Here is a 17144-nt window from a genome sequence, read left to right as displayed (position 1 = left end):
CCCCCAATGAAATACCAAATCGAAGCAACCCTTGTTAAGGATGGCGGCGAACCTGTGCATTGGCAGCGCTTTAGCGACAAAGCACTATCAGAAAAAGATTGCCTGAAAATGTTATCCCAGCCGTCCATGTTCAAAATGCAATTTAGAGAGCTGGATTACTACTGGACTGTTGGCAGTGGCAAGGCTGGAAAATGTGACAAATTGCCAAAAGTGGTCATAGAAAATTTCACCTGTACTCCGCTAAATCCCACCAAATAAAAATCAAATAGGCAAAAATATGAACATGCAAAACATGGTGAATAACCGTGAAGTGCTTCTTTGTGCCCAAAGTGAGGACTTCGATATATTTAACCGCCGAAAAGCGGTTGTTTCAGGTAACTGGTCAGCCATTAACAACGGTGTCACCGATCATGCAAAACTGATCCACTAACGATCATCTAAAACTGATCCACTTGGTATTATTCGCACATTTTTGTACGGATAATTTATGTTAACCAAGGAGATATTTGTGGATATTCATGTTCGCTTTGCACAAGGACAAAGCCTTCGAAAAATTGCCAGTGAGTTGGGTATATCCCGTAACACCGTAAAACATCATTTACAACAACAGACAATGCCAACTTATGCTAAAAGAAGTCAACAACCGACTAAATTATCCCCCTTTAAACCTTATTTGCTTCAGCGAATTGAACTGGCTAAACCTGATTGGATCCCTGCAACAGTCTTATTTGATGAGGTAGTTGAAAACGGCTATCAAGGTGGTATTGCTCAATTACGCCGATTTGTTTGTCAATTTAAACCAAGCATTGTTCCCGAAGTAGTCGTCCGTTTTGAAACACAGCCAGGTCAACAAATGCAAATCGACTTCACCAGCATCCGGCGAGGTAAAAAATCGCTGAAAGCGTTTGTTGCAACGCTAGGCTATTCGCGTGCGAGTTATGTAAAGTTCTTTGATAATGAACGAGCAGAATCGTGGCAGCAAGGTTTAAGAGAAGCTTTCGACTACTTTGGTGGTGTACCACAGGAAGTATTGTGTGATAACGCAAAATCCCTCATCATCGAACGGGATGCTTATGCAGAAGGTGATCATAAATTACATGTCGAAATGCTTCAAATGTCGAAAGATTACGGGTTTAAATTGAAGGCTTGCAAGCCCTACAGGGCAAAAACGAAAGGGAAAGTAGAGCGCTTTAACCACTATTTAAAAAACAGCTTTATCGTGCCATTAAACACTGTAATGGTCAACAAATTCTGTAGAAGATCTAAGCGGCATTTTTTAGTTCATGATATTTTTGATGTGGCGTTAAATAACCAATCGTTGAATGGCGTCGATAATAATTGTAAAACTGAATATAATTTTCAACTTCACAGACAACAGATTGATGATTCATAAACGATAAACGGTTAAGTCTTTCTGTCTTTAAACTCCTAAAAAATCTTTCCATCACGGCATTATCGAGGCAATTACCTCGCCGACTCATGCTTTGAGTTATTTTCCGTTCAAAGAGGTGCGCCCTAAACTCCTCCGATGAATATTGGCAACCTTGATCTGAATGGAACATCAAACTTGTCGTATCCGGTAATTGCCGTTCAATTGCGTTATCTAAGGCTTCTTTCACTAATTTCGAATCCGGTTTTGTTGATAAGGCATAACCAATAATTTCTTTGGTGGCTAAATCCAACACACAGGCTAAATAGCTCCACCCATAGTGATGTCTAATATACGTGATATCCCCGACATAATAGTGATTATGCTGTTCAGGGGAAAATTGTCGTTTAAGCAAATTAGGGGCATATCGATGTTCGTTACCCGATGAGTGATAGTAGTGCTTTTTCGTTGGTCTAATTGCAACTAATTGATTTAATTTCATGATGTTCGATATTTTATAAGTGCCAATTTGGTGCCCTAAACCCTTTAACTCGGCTTGAATACGTCTTTTGCCATAAATTTGACCCGATGTATAAAAAATACGTTTGATTTCGCCACACAGTCTTTCATTTTCAACTGTCGGTATTTTCGTTTCATAATAAAAACTACTGCTGCTTACTTCAAAAAGATGGCATAACTCAGTGACCGTAAAATTGGGGTACATGATTTTCAGTTGCTTCACGATTTTGAGTTTTGATTGTCGAGGATGAAGTAAGCCGCGGCTTTTTTTAATATGTCATTATCCCTCTGAGCACGCTTAAGTTGAACTTCTAATTCTTGTATGCGCTGTTGCTCGGGTGTTAACGCTTTTGATTTTACAGGCGTATTCCCATTTAACTCGGCAAGATATTGTTGCTTCCATCGTGATACGGCAGATTTACCCGCACCGGATATTTTTTCAACTTGGATATTGCTATATCCACCTTCAACCATGAGTTTTGCATATTCCAGTTTTTGCTTTCCGCTAAAGGTTACTTTTACTTTTCGGGTCATATTTATACCTATAAGATTTTGCTTAATTATAAGCTATAAATCTCTACAGTTTTATTAGACCACTACATTATCCCTCTGAGCACGCTTAAGTTGAACTTCTAATTCTTGTATGCGCTGTTGCTCGGGTGTTAACGCTTTTGATTTTACAGGCGTATTCCCATTTAACTCGGCAAGATATTGTTGCTTCCATCGTGATACGGCAGATTTACCCGCACCGGATATTTTTTCAACTTGGATATTGCTATATCCACCTTCAACCATGAGTTTTGCATATTCCAGTTTTTGCTTTCCGCTAAAGGTTACTTTTACTTTTCGGGTCATATTTATACCTATAAGATTTTGCTTAATTATAAGCTATAAATCTCTACAGTTTTATTAGACCACTACACTTTCGAATGGGCGAAGAAATAGCCCACACATTTTAAACCACCATAACTATTCAACGCAGGGCATTGAAACCATGCCCCTATTTCTATTTTTGCCGGAGGGGAGATGAGAACGGTTAAGTCACTGGAATTAACAAAAGCACAATATGACTGGGTTAATGGTTGGCTTGAGTTATGGGGGGCTTGGGTAAGCTCAGGAGAGCTTGATAAATGGCAATTCAATATTATCTGGCGATTCATGCAAAAGGCGAAAGGGGAAGTGATACCTTCGAGGCCAATGTGTAACGATGATGAAGGATTGCTCATTTCTCAAGTGGTTGATGCTGTTATGCGTATTGATGAGAAAGCCTACCAAATTCTATTAAGTTATTACGTTTACGGAAAGTCAAAATTAAGCATAGCCACCTATTATCACAATATAGCGAAACCCAGAAGGATGATGACCAGAGCGGGGGGCAGGTGGAAAAAGCCATCACGCATAACATGCAGAAGGGAGATTAATGACATTCTCAATGCCAGCGTGTATTTAATACACAATCGGCTAATAACAGTCATGAAAAATCAAAAAATTGTTGATAAAATGATTAATTCTACCTAATTATGGCTTGACTTTAATGAGCAAATGAGCAACAATTTCAAGGTAAGCTGATACAGTTGTATAAAAAAATCATAAAGTCTCGCTTTTGCGGGGTTTTTCGTTTCTGCCACCATAATACTGACAAATTTAAAACACAAAAATAACACCCATTGAGGTGTTTTTTTTGTTTTTAGAGAGAAGTTATTAGCAACATCACGGAACGGGATAATTTATAACAATAATAACAAAGAGAAATTTTATGACTAAAACATTAAACCTTGAATTACACCCTTCTAGCGTTAAACCGGGTACTGAAGAATACCCCCGTCAATATATCATCGTTAATCGTTTTGATTATTACAATGTTGTGGTAGGCGCTTTTGACTCAGACGGCAAGTTTCTCTATTTCCAGGGTTGGGATAACGGCGATTATACCACTTTTAGACCAGGTGATTACGCTTACTGGGCGGTGTTACCTGCAAAAAAACCTGAATAAGCATTAAAAATAAGCCACCGCAATACTCACAAAAACAATCATCAAAACGGGTAAGGCGGTTGGCTTCCAGTTTAGTTGGTAAAAATAAGGTTAAAATATGGAAAATTTAGTTACTAAAACGGTGATAGGAACAGACGATAGAATACCTGTCAATGAATTAATGGAACTTGATCCAGAAAAATATAAAAAATCGTTGGCTGTCGCCTTGATCCAATTTCCTGGAGGGCGAGCGGGTACAGCGTGGAGAGTGAGTTCTAAAAACTTGATGCTCACAAATTTTCATGTTGTAGAAGGTCAAGAATTGAATCAGGCTAAGATAAATTTTTATTATGCAAAAAATAACGAAGACAATGAAAAAGTTTCAATCAAAGGGGAAAAGTTATTAATTCATGACCGTAAGCTCGATTTTGCTTTATTTACGCTTGACTCTAAAGCGTTCAAAACAGGCAAAATAGATAAATTTGGACATTTGGATATTGATCCAGTAGGGGCAAAAATAGGTCAAGAAATATATATACCCCAGTTTCCTAATAATTATAAAAATTATCCTTGCTGTCCAAAAGTGGTTTCAATTTATACAATGATTGACGATAATAAAATTCCAGCAACTATAGAAGCATTTAAGAAAGGTAAGCCGATTGTATATTATACCGCAGATACAGGTCCTGGCTCATCGGGATCCCCAATTATATCTGCTTCTACGAATAAAGTAGTCGCTATTAATAGTTCGCATTTAAATGATCGAAATCGTGGAATAAATATTAAACCCATTTGGAAAAAAATAAAAAGAATGATGGATTAAAATACATAGAACAATTTCCTCGATCATAAAACTGACAAATCAAGCATCAAAACAAGATACAAGGCGATAAGCCTCCCGTTAATTCAATACAACTAAAGCAATGGAACCCTCAATGGTAGGGTATATGCGTATGTCTGAAAAATACTCAACACCGGCTGCCTATCTGTGGGGCATCATGACCACCATCGGTGGAGTCATAACAACGATTTTTGATTTTTTAACCCTTGACCAGTGGGTTGCGGTGATGGGTATCGGCTGCACGATAGGGACATTTTTAATCAACGTGTACTACCGCAAAAAGGAGTACAAACTCAAAGAGCGTCAGTATGAAGATACCGAAAAAAATATTGATGGCAACAGGCGGTAGTGCATTGTTTTTAGCATCAAGCATGATAACCCATTTCGAAGGATTGAGACTTAAGCCCTATTTCGACGGAGGTGGTGTGCTTTCTGTTTGCTATGGTCATACAGGCAAGGATATTGCGCGTAATCGGACGTACACCAAAGAAGATTGCGACAATTGGCTTAATGACGATTTGAAAGTGGTTAAGCGTTATGTTGACCCGCTGGTTAAGGTCAATATCAATACATTGACTCAAGCAGCCCTTTACTCATTTGCTTATAACGTGGGCGTAGGAAATTTTGGGAAATCCACATTACTTAAAAAACTCAACGCCAATGACCAAACAGGCGCTTGTAATGAGATGAAACGATGGGTTCATGTTGATGGTAGAAAGTGGAAAGGGTTAATGACCCGTCGAGAAATAGAGAGCGTAATATGTTATGGCGACCTCACGCATTTGTCGTAGTGATTATTGTTGCATTAAACTTAGTAGTTTTTTGCATAAGTTCCCGTTATCAAACCGTCAAGCAAAACTACCAAACGCTAAAACAGCAATATCAGGCTCAACTCGAAGCCGTGAAATTGCAGCAGCAGAAGATAGATTCCTTGCAAAAAATTGATAGTCAACATACCGAGGAACTGAGTAATGCCAAAGCTGAAATTACCAAGCTGCATGATGCTGTTCGCGCTGGCACTAAGCGGTTGCGCGTCAACGCCGTGGGTCGTGCATCCAAAACCGCTATCCCCCAGAGCCGACATGATGAAGCCAGCCCACAACTTGGTGAGGCAGCTCGACAGGATTATTTCCGTCTCAGAGCGATGATAGTTGAGAACGAAAAGCAGACGGAGTATTTACAGCAGTACATTAAAACGCAGTGTCAATAAAACCATTTAACTCATTGTTTTTATTACAAGAGGTCAAATTGACCACCTAGGTCATTTCAGGACTAAGCCCACTTTTATTTACAACCACCGCAGGACAATTTTGTCCCGCGATTAATACTTGAACAAATTTTTTAAATTATTAGGGACTCCTTAGCGACAAGGAGTCCTCTTATTTCAACGCGCACTCACCGCGCATCCAAATAAACCCGAGACAATTCACAAAATAGACCTCAGAGAACGTCAGTCAATCATGATGCGTTCGGGGTCTGTTCGTTCTGTGTGAGCTGAGGTCTCTTTTTTGAAAGGTTAGCATCATGAAATATCCAAAAGTAAATATTTATGGCATTCCTGTTAGAGTTGATGAAGAAGGACGTTTTAGTCTCAATGATTTGCATGCGGCAGCAGTAATAAAAGGTGAAGCTACAGAGTCTCAAAAGCCAAGCAAATTTATGAGAAGTTCTCAGATTAAAAATTTTGTTCAAGTATTAATCGCGGGACAAAATTGTCCTGCGGTGGTTGTAAATAATGGTGGATGTTCCCATGGTGTATGGGGGCTAGAACTTGTTGCTATTAGGTATGCCGCATGGATAAAACCGGAATTTGAAATACAAGTTTATAATACATTTCGTCACATGGTGATGAATGGATTTGATGCGATGTATAGACTTAATCAACTTGATTTAACAATTAATTCAGAAAGCAAAGAGATTAGTCAATGCGCGAGTAAAATGGGAAGGTGGGGAGCTGGAGGAAGAAAAAGGTTATTAATGACAGCAAGAGAAAAAATGATTGAAGAAGTTCAGCCATTTTTACCAGGAGTAGAGTAATGAAGCATTCACTACTAACTCATGAATTCTTTTGCTGGCGAGTAGCCGAGGCTTATATGTATTACCTGATGGCAACGAATCGTCGCCCTGTCTACCGCTATGAGACGGGGGATATCGAAGTCAGTCGTCATTTTTTAATGCCTTTGCTTGATGGTTATCTTGGGGACAGAAAAACGACGGAATGGAGAGCTAAGTTTTATGTGAAATTGATGACACCATTCAGCGAAAAAGCAGATCCACGAGCAATAATTTGCGCTGGCAAAATTCCACAGTTAAACCGCCGTGGTATAAAGTATATGAACGCACTGCTTCATGAATTTGGCGATATGCTCTCGGATATTGGTGTTAAAGATAATAGTGGAATGCTTATTCTTCCACGAGAAAGAGAATGTACAAACCTATAATTTATCTCATTTGAATAACGTAGAGCGTTATCATGACCCCTGAACAATTCATCGAAACCAATGTCAAGGCCGAGTTAATGAAGCTCGGTTTTTCTAACTCTGTCGCCAGCTTAGCCACAAGTGAAGCTATCCGCTATTACCGCAAACAGCCAGCTAGTAAACGAGGCAAGATGCTAGAAGATTGTCTCAATCAGGCTAAACGATGGGCGAGATTGACAAAAACAAGATAATTATCAACTGAGGTAGATGTTATGACTCTCACAAACAAGCAGGAAGCCTTTTGTCGAGAGTACCTGATTGATTTGAATGCGACTCAGGCAGCAATTAGAGCCGGGTACAGTGAAAAAACAGCAAAAGATATCGCATGTCAAAACTTAGCAAAACTCAACATTCAAAAACGCATACAAACCCTCATGGAAGAACGTAAGAATCGCATTGAGGTTAATGCTGACTACGTGCTTAAGCGACTGGTTGAGATCGACCAAATGGATGTACTCGATATTCTGACCGATTCTGGCGATTTAAGACCGATCAAAGATTGGCCTAAAGTCTGGCGGACAACATTAAGCGGTTTAGATATTGCAGCCATACGAGTTGATGGCGCAGAAGCATTGCTCAAAAAAATAAAGTGGCCAGATAAAGTTAAAAACCTTGAGTTACTTGGCAAGCATGTCTCAGTACAGGCTTTTAGAGAACAAGTAAAAAATGAGCATGATGTGGTCGGAATGTTATCTAATCTTATGGACGAACTTTCACAAAAATAACTATGAAGCCACAACATTTAGCTTTATTGCGCGATAAGCTTTGGCGACTAAATCATCTTTATTGGATAACGGATAAAACCGGAAAACCAATTCGATTTGACATGACCCCTGAGCAGTTATTCTATTTTGAAGGAATGCATACCAGAAACATCATTCTAAAGGCGCGTCAGCTAGGGTTTACGACTGAAGTGTGTATTATTCAGCTTGATGCGGCGTTATTTGAATCTGCCAGGTGTGCATTAATTGCGCATACTCTTAATGATGCTAGGCGATTATTCAGAGAAAAAACCAAATACGCTTATGAGCGACTACCGGCTGAAATAAAAGCGGCTAACCCAGCCAGTAATGATTCAGCGGGTGAACTGGTATTCCATAAAGGGGGTTCACTTTACATTAGTACTTCATTTCGCGGTGGTACATTGCGTTATCTGCATGTTTCTGAATTTGGCAAGATTTGTGCAAAATATCCCGATAAGGCACGTGAAATTGTAACTGGTGCTTTTGAAGCGGTATCCAGTGATTGCTTTATCACTATAGAAAGCACGGGCGAGGGAAGATCTGGTTACTTTTATGATCATTGTCAGTCTGCTGAAAAAGCACAACTTCAAGTAAAAAAACTTTCACAGCTCGATTGGAAATTCTTTTTCTTCCCATGGTGGGAAAACAATAATTATGCAATTGATCCGGTGGAGCCCATTCCAAAGCGGCTAATTGATTATTTCACTGAGCTGTCCGGCAAACATGGCATTCGGTTAACTGTAGTGGTCTAATAAAACTGTAGAGATTTATAGCTTATAATTAAGCAAAATCTTATAGGTATAAATATGACCCGAAAAGTAAAAGTAACCTTTAGCGGAAAGCAAAAACTGGAATATGCAAAACTCATGGTTGAAGGTGGATATAGCAATATCCAAGTTGAAAAAATATCCGGTGCGGGTAAATCTGCCGTATCACGATGGAAGCAACAATATCTTGCCGAGTTAAATGGGAATACGCCTGTAAAATCAAAAGCGTTAACACCCGAGCAACAGCGCATACAAGAATTAGAAGTTCAACTTAAGCGTGCTCAGAGGGATAATGACATATTAAAAAAAGCCGCGGCTTACTTCATCCTCGACAATCAAAACTCAAAATCGTGAAGCAACTGAAAATCATGTACCCCAATTTTACGGTCACTGAGTTATGCCATCTTTTTGAAGTAAGCAGCAGTAGTTTTTATTATGAAACGAAAATACCGACAGTTGAAAATGAAAGACTGTGTGGCGAAATCAAACGTATTTTTTATACATCGGGTCAAATTTATGGCAAAAGACGTATTCAAGCCGAGTTAAAGGGTTTAGGGCACCAAATTGGCACTTATAAAATATCGAACATCATGAAATTAAATCAATTAGTTGCAATTAGACCAACGAAAAAGCACTACTATCACTCATCGGGTAACGAACATCGATATGCCCCTAATTTGCTTAAACGACAATTTTCCCCTGAACAGCATAATCACTATTATGTCGGGGATATCACGTATATTAGACATCACTATGGGTGGAGCTATTTAGCCTGTGTGTTGGATTTAGCCACCAAAGAAATTATTGGTTATGCCTTATCAACAAAACCGGATTCGAAATTAGTGAAAGAAGCCTTAGATAACGCAATTGAACGGCAATTACCGGATACGACAAGTTTGATGTTCCATTCAGATCAAGGTTGCCAATATTCATCGGAGGAGTTTAGGGCGCACCTCTTTGAACGGAAAATAACTCAAAGCATGAGTCGGCGAGGTAATTGCCTCGATAATGCCGTGATGGAAAGATTTTTTAGGAGTTTAAAGACAGAAAGACTTAACCGTTTATCGTTTATGAATCATCAATCTGTTGTCTGTGAAGTTGAAAATTATATTCAGTTTTACAATTATTATCGACGCCATTCAACGATTGGTTATTTAACGCCACATCAAAAATATCATGAACTAAAAAATGCCGCTTAGATCTTCTACAGAATTTGTTGACCATTACACTAGATGTTAGGGTAGAGATGCCGGTTGATTCAATCTGGAATCAGCAACAAGCTCAAAAAGAATAGCCCCATCATAGGGGCATCCTATTATTAGCAGCGTTGGAGGAAATGGGGCAATTCCGCTTTATGGCAGTTTGAAAGGACACCATTTAGCTATAACTGGTTATTATTTGTCAGCTAAGGTAGAAAATTAACGATAATATGTAAAAAGGAAGAAGTATGCAAAATAATCAAGATCAAGTTAATCAAAATGAGATTTTTCGGAAGATGGATGATTATGCAGAATACGTTGTCACTAATGGTGCTAGAGCTGAACTTAGTTCTCGCCAAATTGAAGAAATGATAATAGACGTAAGGAGGACTATAAATGATCGAGCTAGTTTCTTAGTAGACCGACATACTGCAATTGCTATTGAAGATACAATTCATGAAGCGTTATTATTTTCTCAGACATTTCGACAAGCAGTTGTTTTTAGTTTAAGAGAGGAAAGAAATAATCTAAATTTTTCGCATAATAGTGTTTTGCCTAATCTTTATTATATGAATTTATATGAACTTAGAGATAGACATAGAAGATTTCAGGATATTAGACCTGAAGAGATTACCCGCTCAACTGTTGATACTGTTCCTATAATAGGAATTAGCTCAAACAGCAATCTAACAGATAATATTTATCAGGACATTATAACTATTTCTGTTGCACCAAATTATTTGTCTGAACACTATCCAATTTGGCAATACACACTTATTCACGAAATAATTCACGCAATCACAAATGCCGGTGATCCGCCAGAAGGTGAGGAAAGAATAGGCCCAACGGATATACTAGCTTATCGTATTGCCTCAGAAATGGATTTACGTATACAACGATTTAATAATTATTACTCATTAGAGAGAATACGAGCAATATATGAACATGATTTTGCGTGTTTGTGTGAAACTATATATCGACATCATGAGCATCCAACTGAAGTAATAAATAGATTATTCGCTATCAATTTTTTTGTCGAGAATCGGCCTGAAGATTTAAACAATCATCCACCTCAATATTTTCGGTATTTATTACCTGATCATCTATTTTGTGATGATAATGATGTTCAACTAGGATCAGCTTTTTTTATGGGTGCTAGTGCTAGTCATTGCAAGAATAATCTTTTTGCAGCTAAATATGAAAATATTATCTTTAGCGAAAATCTTCCTTTAACACAATTTCATTTAGAAAAATATAATCTAGTGATTGCAGCTATGGCTGTAAATCGAGCAGAACAAGGAAGCGGGTTTTATAAGGAAGAATGTGAGTCATGGAAAGAATGGTATAAAAGTAAAGAATGGAGAAAGTATTTATTTGGAAAAGGGATTTTCGAACACGGAAAATATGAAGCTAAAGGATCTTTTATATACGGTCCCTATGGATTACTATTTGATGATGGTTCTTTTGCTGTAGGAGTGAAGGGTAAAGATATCGAAGAATATGGATACAATGATAACTGGACGACTTTATCTGGAAAAAACTGGTATCCATTAGAATATGCTGGCCAAATATATTTTGATAAAAATGGTAGACCAATCGCTATTGTGATGACCAATCCACCGATAGGATTGTTAGGTGACGGATGGTCATTTATCTATAATAAAGGAAAATGGGAATATGAATCGAAAGATGATTGGGATGAGCGTCGCTTTGCTGGACGCACTGAGTCACTTGACCCATATGCGCCGAGATTTTTGATTAAAAACATATAAACAATATCTAATGATATTAAGAGCCCCATTCATGGGGCATCCTATTAGCAGCGTTGGAGGAAATGGGTGAGTTCCGCTTTATGCCAGTTTGATAGTGCACCATTTAGCATTAGCTGGTTATCCTGTGTAGTCTGAGATAACAAAGTTTCTATCTCATCGATAACTTTGTCAGCATTTTCACGTTTGCGGATAATGCGTTTAATCGCTGTTTTTTCTGCATCAGCTATCACATCTTGAAGCTCTTCCGTGACATGCCAGATACGCTCACATTCAGAAGCGATAGAAGGGACTAGCCGAACTTCCATCGGATAAGGTGAGGGAATGCCTGTTACTTCTCTTAGTGCATACCAGATAGCATTATTCCATGCTTGTTTGAAACGAAAGTTTTGTGTCATAAGTGCAATGATACGGGCGAGATTTTGGGTATCTTTGCTGCTGAACTTTTCGTGAGCTTCTGTTTGGGGTTGGTATTTTGGTGCAGAATGTAGCTCTGCTTCCATGCGATTAAATTCAGCAATGTAGGCTTCTTTAAATGCAGCCGCTTTCTTGCCTGTAAATCCCATAACCAAGAATACGAAGCCGTCTTTGGTCATTTCGTAGTAAACGACTTCACGAGTTGCACCCTTAGCAAGTTGTACGTTTTTTATCATTCGCGAAAAGTTGCGAGTGATAAATTCTTCTGAGCATTCAAGCGATTCTACTTTTTGTACAACATGATGATGTTGTTTGCCAAAGTAATGAGCTACATCGTCAGTTGTAGTGATCGCTTTACCATTATGAATAGTAACTTTAGGGGTGATAGTGGATAATTGAAGTGTCATAAGACCTCCATTGATAATCTGAATTTACCACCACCTAGAGGTTTCGAATCTCGTTGGGTGGTGAACTGAACAGGGTTCGAAACTACCGCGATTATCAGACGGCCAGCTTTTCAGCTGCCCCATCCAGCCCACCATTGAAATGTAGCTAGATTACGACATTAAAAAACACGCTCGCGGCGTGTACATGTCGCGATAATCACAGCGGGGTTTCGAATCCCGACATCTGATTTTGCAGATGCAAGTAAACTATAGCGCATGATTTCTTCTTTCGTCAATGGGTATTTTATATTCGTAGTTAAACGCATGATTAAGGTTATTTGGGAGTTAAAAAAGAGGGTAAATTTAAACTGAGATTTCACTCAAAATTAGGTGAAATTGTAACTCACTAAAAGCAGTAAGTAATTGATTTATAGTGGGTGAAATCGCTTGTTTTTGCGTGTAAATACGTATATTAAATGAGCTGTATTTTTATAAGTAATTGATATACAAGCATTTTATTTTTATTTACCATCTTCTATCTCCAAAGAGAGTAAAAAACCCCGTTGTGCTAATGTTGTAGTTAAATTTTGCTTTACCCGAGCTAATACGCGATATTGAACAGAGTTAGCCGGTTTCAACTGTAAATGTACCGCCCCCTGTTTTTGCCAGCGCGCAATGATCACCATGCCCATCATCGGGCCATTTAATAATCGATAAGTTAAACGATTACCCTCACGTAATAGATATACATTATTTAATGTTGCTGAGCTATTGCGATAAGCCAGTGTCTCTGATACCGAAGACCAATCTGACACTGACGTAGTGTTATCAGGCTGTTGAGCTAGCAAAAAACGTTCAAAACGCTGTATTAATTCGGGATCAGCCTCCCGGCGGCGTTGAATATTAGGCACCCTACTCGCGGTGATAACATTACGCTCAATCATATTAGTCATTCATCACCTCTTTCAGTTTTTCTTGGTTTTTAATCATCAGCAGACGTTGTTTAGCCAGTTGCGCCTTTTGGCACTCTAATTCAACGATCGTCTCACGTAGTTGAGCGATACGCTCTTTTAGGGCTCGCTCTGCCAGATAAACTTCCCGCATAGATTGCTTAAACAATGCCAGTTGGTCACGGGAAATGGTTTCATTTGGCAATGAAGGCGTGGCTAAATCGTGCCACAGTTTCATCCGTTGCTGTTCCAACTCGGCAAGGGTTGCTTGTAGCGCTTGCTGCTCACGCTCAATTTGTTGCCATTGAGATTGCAAACTTATTTCTCGCTGCTGTCGTATTTGCAATAATCTTTTAATAACAACGCGCTCAATGGCAGAGAATTGATTTTTCATAGACCTTAAACCAATTGGTTAAGATTTTCTATCGTCTGGTAAAATGAAACCCATTCATCGCTATCCTGACGAAGAAATTGATTAATTGGGTGATTCTTTTCAATTGCTTCATCAGTATCTTTATCTTGCCCTGATTGATATTCACCAACACGAATTAATAGCTGAACATCTTGAAAAAGTGCTCGCAATTGGCGTAAGCGACGTGCATGTAAGCTATGGGTTTTACTAACAATGTTATCCATAACTCGACTCACACTGGCGTTCACATCGATGGCGGGAAAATGTCCTGCGGCAGCTAATTGGCGTGATAAAACTATGTGCCCATCTAAGATAGAACGAACCTCATCAGCGACAGGCTCATTCATATTATCACCTTCTACTAACACGGTATAAATAGCACTAATACTACCCACCTTAGCTGGGCCTGCCCGCTCTAATAAAGCAGCCATATGAACAAACACACTAGGCGGAAAGCCATTGGCAACCGGAGGTTCCCCTGCGGCTAAACCAATTTCCCGTGCTGCGCGCGCAAAACGAGTCAACGAATCCACCAGCAACAATACCTGTTTGCCTTGATCACGAAAATATTCAGCAATGGTGGTTGCCGTCAAAGAAGCTTTCATTCGCTCTAACGGCGGGCGATCCGAGGTGGCGACGACTAATATGGTTTTTTTTCTTGCGGTAGCAGGTAAATGATTATCGAGAAATTCACGCACTTCACGTCCACGTTCACCAACCAAAGCCAATACTACCACATCGGCTTCACAGCCCCGAGCTAACATACCGAGTAGCGTACTTTTGCCACCACCGGCGGCGGCAAAAATACCGATCCTTTGACCAACACCCAGCGTCAAAATACCATCTATCGCTTTGATACCCGTTGGCAAAACTTCGCTAATTAACTGACGTGTTAATGGATCTGGCGCCGCGTTATGATTACTACGCCATTCACCCGCGATCGGCATTTTTTCTAACGGCCGCCCTAAACCATCCACAATGCCACCTAATAAATGCTCGCCTACCCGCACGCGATGACCATGGCCCAAACGTTCTACACATGCGCCGGAGACTAATCCAATGGTAGAGTCAAACGGTGACAACCAAGCTTCTTGTGCTTTGATGGTAACAACCTCGGCCGCTAATCGATTATCAATCAGGCATAATTCACCTTGCTTAGCGCCTGGCAGTGTCACTTTAACTAAATTAGTCGAGACTTCCTGTACTTTACCAAGACATCGATAAGGAAGAATATCCGTCAACGGTTGAAATAGAGGAGTGGTCATCGCTTGAATGATTTTTGCTTTATCCAGTGAGTGCATCCAGTTTCTCCCCCATAATATCAACCTGAGCCAAGACTTTAATATTGGCATCTTCACCAATTTCTTGGAATGAAAGTACGGCGGTTGTTGCCAATGCAGGCTCGATAATTTTGCGTAAATAACGACGTACATCCAATGAAGTTAATACCACACAAGCGACCTGAGTGGGTAATTTTTGTTTTATGGCCGCAATAATCTGCTGCTCTTGGGCCGGCTCAAGGGCACAATAAGATCCTATCGCTGATTGACGGATAGATTCGCGAATACTATTTTCAATCCCATCACCCACTAACAACATAGGGATCCAGCCCTCTTCGCTAGTAAAGCGCCGGCGAATATGACGGCGAAGTGAAACGCGAACATACTCGGTCAACATTACGGTATCTTTTTCTTTTGAACCCCATTCAACCAGTGTTTCAAAAATGGTTCTTAAATCACGAATAGAAATTTGTTCTTCAACTAAACGTTGCAAAATATCAGTCACTTTACTAATTGGCAGTAAGCGCTGCAATTCTTTCACTAATTCGGCATAACGCATCTCCATCGCATCCATGAGATAACGCGTTTCCTGTACGCCTAAAAACTCTTTACCAAAGTGATAAATTACCTTTTCCACCAAATAGGTAACAATCTCTTCCCCCTTATAACCGGTGTTTGGTGACAATGAGGGAAGATCGCCTGCCAACCAATAAATGGTTTGATGATTAAAAATCAGTTGCTCTTGACGTACTTGAGGTAAATCTATTGGTTGCGTTAATAAAATTGCCGCTGGATCTATCTCTGTCTTAAAGACAGGTTCTTGATATAACAGTATTTGTAATGTGTTTGTCTCTTTTGTATCGACCTGTAACTGTATTTCAGGTAAAGGCAAGCCTAATTTTTCAAATAATTGCCAACGTAAATTTTGCAATTTGTCAGCTATCGTCTCAGTCATTATTTGTTGGCCAACAATAACTAACAGCGGTATTGTGCCTGGCGTCATCTCGCGCGATGCCTGCTCTGTTCCATTCTCTACAGAGGGATAAATCTGACCTGTGCCTTTTTTTACTTTTGCATTGCGCTTCATCCAATAAGAACAACCAAATAGCATTAAGGCTAATGAACCGAATACAAACCAAGGAAAACCAGGGATGATAGCGAAAACCAACAAAATACTAGCGGTCAATTGCAATGACATAGGTTGACTAAGTATCTGTTGTACTAAATCACCAGCCAGATTATTTTTTTTCTCGCCGGGTACCCGAGTAACAATTAATCCTGCGGTTATGGAAATAAGTAATGACGGGATCTGCGCAATTAAACCATCACCGACCGACAAAATGGCATAAGTATTCAGTGCTTCTGTCGCCGACATATTATGTTGGATTACCCCAATGGCAATCCCACCACAAATATTGGCTAAAATAACAATTACGCTAGCAATGGCATCACCTTTGACAAATTTCATCGCACCATCCATGGCACCATAAAGTTGGCTTTCCTTTTGTACCAATGCTCTTTGTCGTTTGGCTTCAGTTGCATCAATAATGCCTGCCCGCATATCACCATCAATACTCATCTGTCTGCCAGGCATGCCATCGAGAGAAAATCGGGCACTCACTTCGGCTACGCGTTCAGAGCCTTTAGTAATAACAATGAACTGTACAATAGTGATAATGGCAAAAATAATGATGCCAACGCCAAGATTACCGCCAACGACAAAATTACCAAAGGTGTACACGATCTCACCGGCATCATGTTGTAATAAGATTAGGCGGCTAGTACTGATAGTTAATGCTAAACGATACAGTGTGGTAATCAACAACATGGATGGAAAGGCAGAGAAGTCAAGCGGATCACGTATATAGATAGCCATCATAAATAAAATGATCGATAAGCCTAAGTTGATCGCGATTAATACGTCAATTAAAGTCGTTGGCAGCGGTAAAATCATCATGAATACTGACAACATTAACATGGCGCTAAGGATAATATCTTGACGTCCTGCAATTTGAGATAACCAACGAGTTATTGACATTA

Annotated in this window: 20 protein-coding genes and 3 pseudogenes; 16 read left to right on the top strand and 7 right to left on the bottom strand. The window is 39.5% G+C overall.

Annotated features, from left to right (window positions below):
• Nucleotides 1-6: 6 nt before the first annotated feature.
• The 3 genes and pseudogenes from ArsFIN_RS02185 to istA all read left to right on the top strand — a co-directional run.
• The gene (locus ArsFIN_RS02185) at nt 7-258 is read left to right on the top strand and encodes a DUF1187 family protein (protein ID WP_135677436.1); all 252 of its coding nucleotides are present in this window, start codon (nt 7-9) and stop codon (nt 256-258) included.
• 19 nt (nt 259-277) lie between these two features.
• Entirely contained in the window at nt 278-430 is a 153-nt protein-coding gene (locus ArsFIN_RS26155) for a hypothetical protein (protein ID WP_167876648.1), read from the top strand.
• A 57-nt stretch (nt 431-487) separates the two neighbouring features.
• Nucleotides 488-1165: pseudogene (gene istA, locus ArsFIN_RS02180) on the top strand (IS21 family transposase); the annotation flags it as partial.
• Nucleotides 1166-1262: 97 nt separating this feature from the next.
• On the opposite strand, the gene ArsFIN_RS02175 reads toward istA, so the two are convergent.
• Together ArsFIN_RS02175 and ArsFIN_RS02170 are read right to left on the bottom strand one after the other, a co-directional pair.
• Nucleotides 1263-2422 (bottom strand): IS3 family transposase gene (locus ArsFIN_RS02175; RefSeq protein ID WP_135677411.1). Its coding sequence is split into 2 segments (ribosomal slippage): nt 1263-2143 and nt 2143-2422, totalling 1161 coding nucleotides; the frame shifts between segments, so codons are not numbered across the junction.
• A 57-nt stretch (nt 2423-2479) separates the two neighbouring features.
• Nucleotides 2480-2743, bottom strand: a pseudogene (locus tag ArsFIN_RS02170) (transposase); the annotation flags it as partial.
• 171 nt (nt 2744-2914) lie between these two features.
• On the opposite strand from ArsFIN_RS02170, the gene ArsFIN_RS02165 reads away from it, so the two are divergent.
• The 13 genes and pseudogenes from ArsFIN_RS02165 (at nt 2915) to ArsFIN_RS02105 (ending at nt 11662) form a co-directional block, all read left to right on the top strand.
• The gene (locus ArsFIN_RS02165; protein ID WP_135677434.1) at nt 2915-3406 is read left to right on the top strand and encodes an antiterminator Q family protein; all 492 of its coding nucleotides are present in this window, start codon (nt 2915-2917) and stop codon (nt 3404-3406) included.
• A gap of 238 nt (nt 3407-3644) precedes the next feature.
• Entirely contained in the window at nt 3645-3881 is a 237-nt protein-coding gene (locus ArsFIN_RS02160) for a hypothetical protein (RefSeq protein ID WP_135677433.1), read from the top strand.
• A 97-nt stretch (nt 3882-3978) separates the two neighbouring features.
• Nucleotides 3979-4683, top strand: coding sequence for a trypsin-like serine peptidase (locus ArsFIN_RS02155; protein ID WP_026824199.1), 705 nt, complete (start codon nt 3979-3981; stop codon nt 4681-4683).
• A gap of 124 nt (nt 4684-4807) precedes the next feature.
• Complete coding sequence (locus tag ArsFIN_RS02150; protein ID WP_135677432.1) at nt 4808-5050, top strand: phage holin family protein; 243 nt, start codon at nt 4808-4810, stop codon at nt 5048-5050.
• Entirely contained in the window at nt 5010-5492 is a 483-nt protein-coding gene (locus ArsFIN_RS02145) for a lysozyme (protein WP_135677431.1), read from the top strand. The genes ArsFIN_RS02150 and ArsFIN_RS02145 overlap by 41 nt, the downstream gene beginning before the upstream one ends.
• The gene (locus ArsFIN_RS02140; protein ID WP_135677430.1) at nt 5462-5911 is read left to right on the top strand and encodes a lysis protein; all 450 of its coding nucleotides are present in this window, start codon (nt 5462-5464) and stop codon (nt 5909-5911) included. The genes ArsFIN_RS02145 and ArsFIN_RS02140 overlap by 31 nt, the downstream gene beginning before the upstream one ends.
• Nucleotides 5912-6225: 314 nt before the next feature.
• The gene (locus ArsFIN_RS02135; RefSeq protein WP_135677429.1) at nt 6226-6738 is read left to right on the top strand and encodes a KilA-N domain-containing protein; all 513 of its coding nucleotides are present in this window, start codon (nt 6226-6228) and stop codon (nt 6736-6738) included.
• A complete protein-coding gene (locus ArsFIN_RS02130) occupies nt 6738-7142 on the top strand; it encodes a hypothetical protein (RefSeq protein WP_135677428.1) in 405 nt (134 codons plus the stop codon). The genes ArsFIN_RS02135 and ArsFIN_RS02130 overlap by 1 nt, the downstream gene beginning before the upstream one ends.
• A 32-nt stretch (nt 7143-7174) precedes the next feature.
• Nucleotides 7175-7372 carry a hypothetical protein gene (locus ArsFIN_RS02125; protein ID WP_135677427.1) on the top strand — a complete coding sequence of 66 codons (198 nt, stop codon included), beginning with the start codon at nt 7175-7177 and terminating at the stop codon, nt 7370-7372.
• Nucleotides 7373-7393: 21 nt separating this feature from the next.
• Entirely contained in the window at nt 7394-7906 is a 513-nt protein-coding gene (locus tag ArsFIN_RS02120; protein ID WP_135677426.1) for a terminase small subunit, read from the top strand.
• Nucleotides 7907-7908: 2 nt separating this feature from the next.
• Nucleotides 7909-8655 (top strand): annotated as a pseudogene (locus tag ArsFIN_RS02115) (terminase); the annotation flags it as partial.
• 75 nt (nt 8656-8730) lie between these two features.
• A protein-coding gene (locus tag ArsFIN_RS02110; protein WP_135677411.1) for an IS3 family transposase occupies nt 8731-9890 on the top strand; the annotation gives its coding sequence in 2 pieces (ribosomal slippage) (nt 8731-9010 and nt 9010-9890; 1161 coding nt in all).
• Between the two features lie 248 nt (nt 9891-10138).
• The gene (locus ArsFIN_RS02105) at nt 10139-11662 is read left to right on the top strand and encodes a M85 family metallopeptidase (protein ID WP_051297188.1); all 1524 of its coding nucleotides are present in this window, start codon (nt 10139-10141) and stop codon (nt 11660-11662) included.
• Between the two features lie 44 nt (nt 11663-11706).
• Here the strand turns inward: ArsFIN_RS02105 and ArsFIN_RS02100 are convergent, their stop codons facing one another.
• From ArsFIN_RS02100 to ArsFIN_RS02080, 5 genes are all read right to left on the bottom strand, one after another.
• The gene (locus ArsFIN_RS02100; RefSeq protein WP_135677425.1) at nt 11707-12483 is read right to left on the bottom strand and encodes a Rha family transcriptional regulator; all 777 of its coding nucleotides are present in this window, start codon (nt 12481-12483) and stop codon (nt 11707-11709) included.
• Between the two features lie 500 nt (nt 12484-12983).
• Nucleotides 12984-13415, bottom strand: a complete 432-nt coding sequence (locus ArsFIN_RS02095) for a hypothetical protein (RefSeq protein WP_026823428.1) — start codon at nt 13413-13415, stop codon at nt 12984-12986.
• Nucleotides 13408-13806, bottom strand: coding sequence for a hypothetical protein (locus tag ArsFIN_RS02090; protein WP_026823427.1), 399 nt, complete (start codon nt 13804-13806; stop codon nt 13408-13410). Before ArsFIN_RS02090 ends, ArsFIN_RS02095 begins: the two co-directional genes overlap by 8 nt.
• Nucleotides 13807-13811: 5 nt before the next feature.
• Nucleotides 13812-15125 carry a FliI/YscN family ATPase gene (locus ArsFIN_RS02085; protein ID WP_026823426.1) on the bottom strand — a complete coding sequence of 438 codons (1314 nt, stop codon included), beginning with the start codon at nt 15123-15125 and terminating at the stop codon, nt 13812-13814.
• Nucleotides 15109-17142, bottom strand: coding sequence for an EscV/YscV/HrcV family type III secretion system export apparatus protein (locus ArsFIN_RS02080; RefSeq protein WP_026823425.1), 2034 nt, complete (start codon nt 17140-17142; stop codon nt 15109-15111). Before ArsFIN_RS02080 ends, ArsFIN_RS02085 begins: the two co-directional genes overlap by 17 nt.
• Nucleotides 17143-17144 lie beyond the last annotated feature (2 nt).

This window comes from Arsenophonus nasoniae (assembly GCF_004768525.1).
GTDB classification, from domain to species: domain Bacteria; phylum Pseudomonadota; class Gammaproteobacteria; order Enterobacterales; family Enterobacteriaceae; genus Arsenophonus; species Arsenophonus nasoniae.
The sequence above is the reverse complement of the archived record's forward strand: the minus strand, read 5'-3'. Positions and strand labels throughout refer to the sequence as shown.

What these genes read in the sequence shown, in the direction of transcription:
- ArsFIN_RS02105 (WP_051297188.1), top strand. Translation starts at nt 10,139, where the DNA reads ATGCAAAATAATCAAGATCAAGTTAATCAAAATGAGATTTTTCGGAAG.
- ArsFIN_RS02150 (WP_135677432.1), top strand. Translation starts at nt 4,808, where the DNA reads ATGCGTATGTCTGAAAAATACTCAACACCGGCTGCCTATCTGTGGGGC.
- ArsFIN_RS02100 (WP_135677425.1), bottom strand. Translation starts at nt 12,483, where the DNA reads ATGACACTTCAATTATCCACTATCACCCCTAAAGTTACTATTCATAAT.
- ArsFIN_RS02095 (WP_026823428.1), bottom strand. Translation starts at nt 13,415, where the DNA reads ATGACTAATATGATTGAGCGTAATGTTATCACCGCGAGTAGGGTGCCT.
- ArsFIN_RS26155 (WP_167876648.1), top strand. Translation starts at nt 278, where the DNA reads ATGAACATGCAAAACATGGTGAATAACCGTGAAGTGCTTCTTTGTGCC.
- ArsFIN_RS02185 (WP_135677436.1), top strand. Translation starts at nt 7, where the DNA reads ATGAAATACCAAATCGAAGCAACCCTTGTTAAGGATGGCGGCGAACCT.
- ArsFIN_RS02130 (WP_135677428.1), top strand. Translation starts at nt 6,738, where the DNA reads ATGAAGCATTCACTACTAACTCATGAATTCTTTTGCTGGCGAGTAGCC.
- ArsFIN_RS02135 (WP_135677429.1), top strand. Translation starts at nt 6,226, where the DNA reads ATGAAATATCCAAAAGTAAATATTTATGGCATTCCTGTTAGAGTTGAT.
- ArsFIN_RS02080 (WP_026823425.1), bottom strand. Translation starts at nt 17,142, where the DNA reads ATGTCAATAACTCGTTGGTTATCTCAAATTGCAGGACGTCAAGATATT.
- ArsFIN_RS02145 (WP_135677431.1), top strand. Translation starts at nt 5,010, where the DNA reads ATGAAGATACCGAAAAAAATATTGATGGCAACAGGCGGTAGTGCATTG.
- ArsFIN_RS02155 (WP_026824199.1), top strand. Translation starts at nt 3,979, where the DNA reads ATGGAAAATTTAGTTACTAAAACGGTGATAGGAACAGACGATAGAATA.
- ArsFIN_RS02090 (WP_026823427.1), bottom strand. Translation starts at nt 13,806, where the DNA reads ATGAAAAATCAATTCTCTGCCATTGAGCGCGTTGTTATTAAAAGATTA.
- ArsFIN_RS02160 (WP_135677433.1), top strand. Translation starts at nt 3,645, where the DNA reads ATGACTAAAACATTAAACCTTGAATTACACCCTTCTAGCGTTAAACCG.
- ArsFIN_RS02125 (WP_135677427.1), top strand. Translation starts at nt 7,175, where the DNA reads ATGACCCCTGAACAATTCATCGAAACCAATGTCAAGGCCGAGTTAATG.
- ArsFIN_RS02165 (WP_135677434.1), top strand. Translation starts at nt 2,915, where the DNA reads ATGAGAACGGTTAAGTCACTGGAATTAACAAAAGCACAATATGACTGG.
- ArsFIN_RS02120 (WP_135677426.1), top strand. Translation starts at nt 7,394, where the DNA reads ATGACTCTCACAAACAAGCAGGAAGCCTTTTGTCGAGAGTACCTGATT.
- ArsFIN_RS02140 (WP_135677430.1), top strand. Translation starts at nt 5,462, where the DNA reads ATGTTATGGCGACCTCACGCATTTGTCGTAGTGATTATTGTTGCATTA.
- ArsFIN_RS02085 (WP_026823426.1), bottom strand. Translation starts at nt 15,125, where the DNA reads ATGCACTCACTGGATAAAGCAAAAATCATTCAAGCGATGACCACTCCT.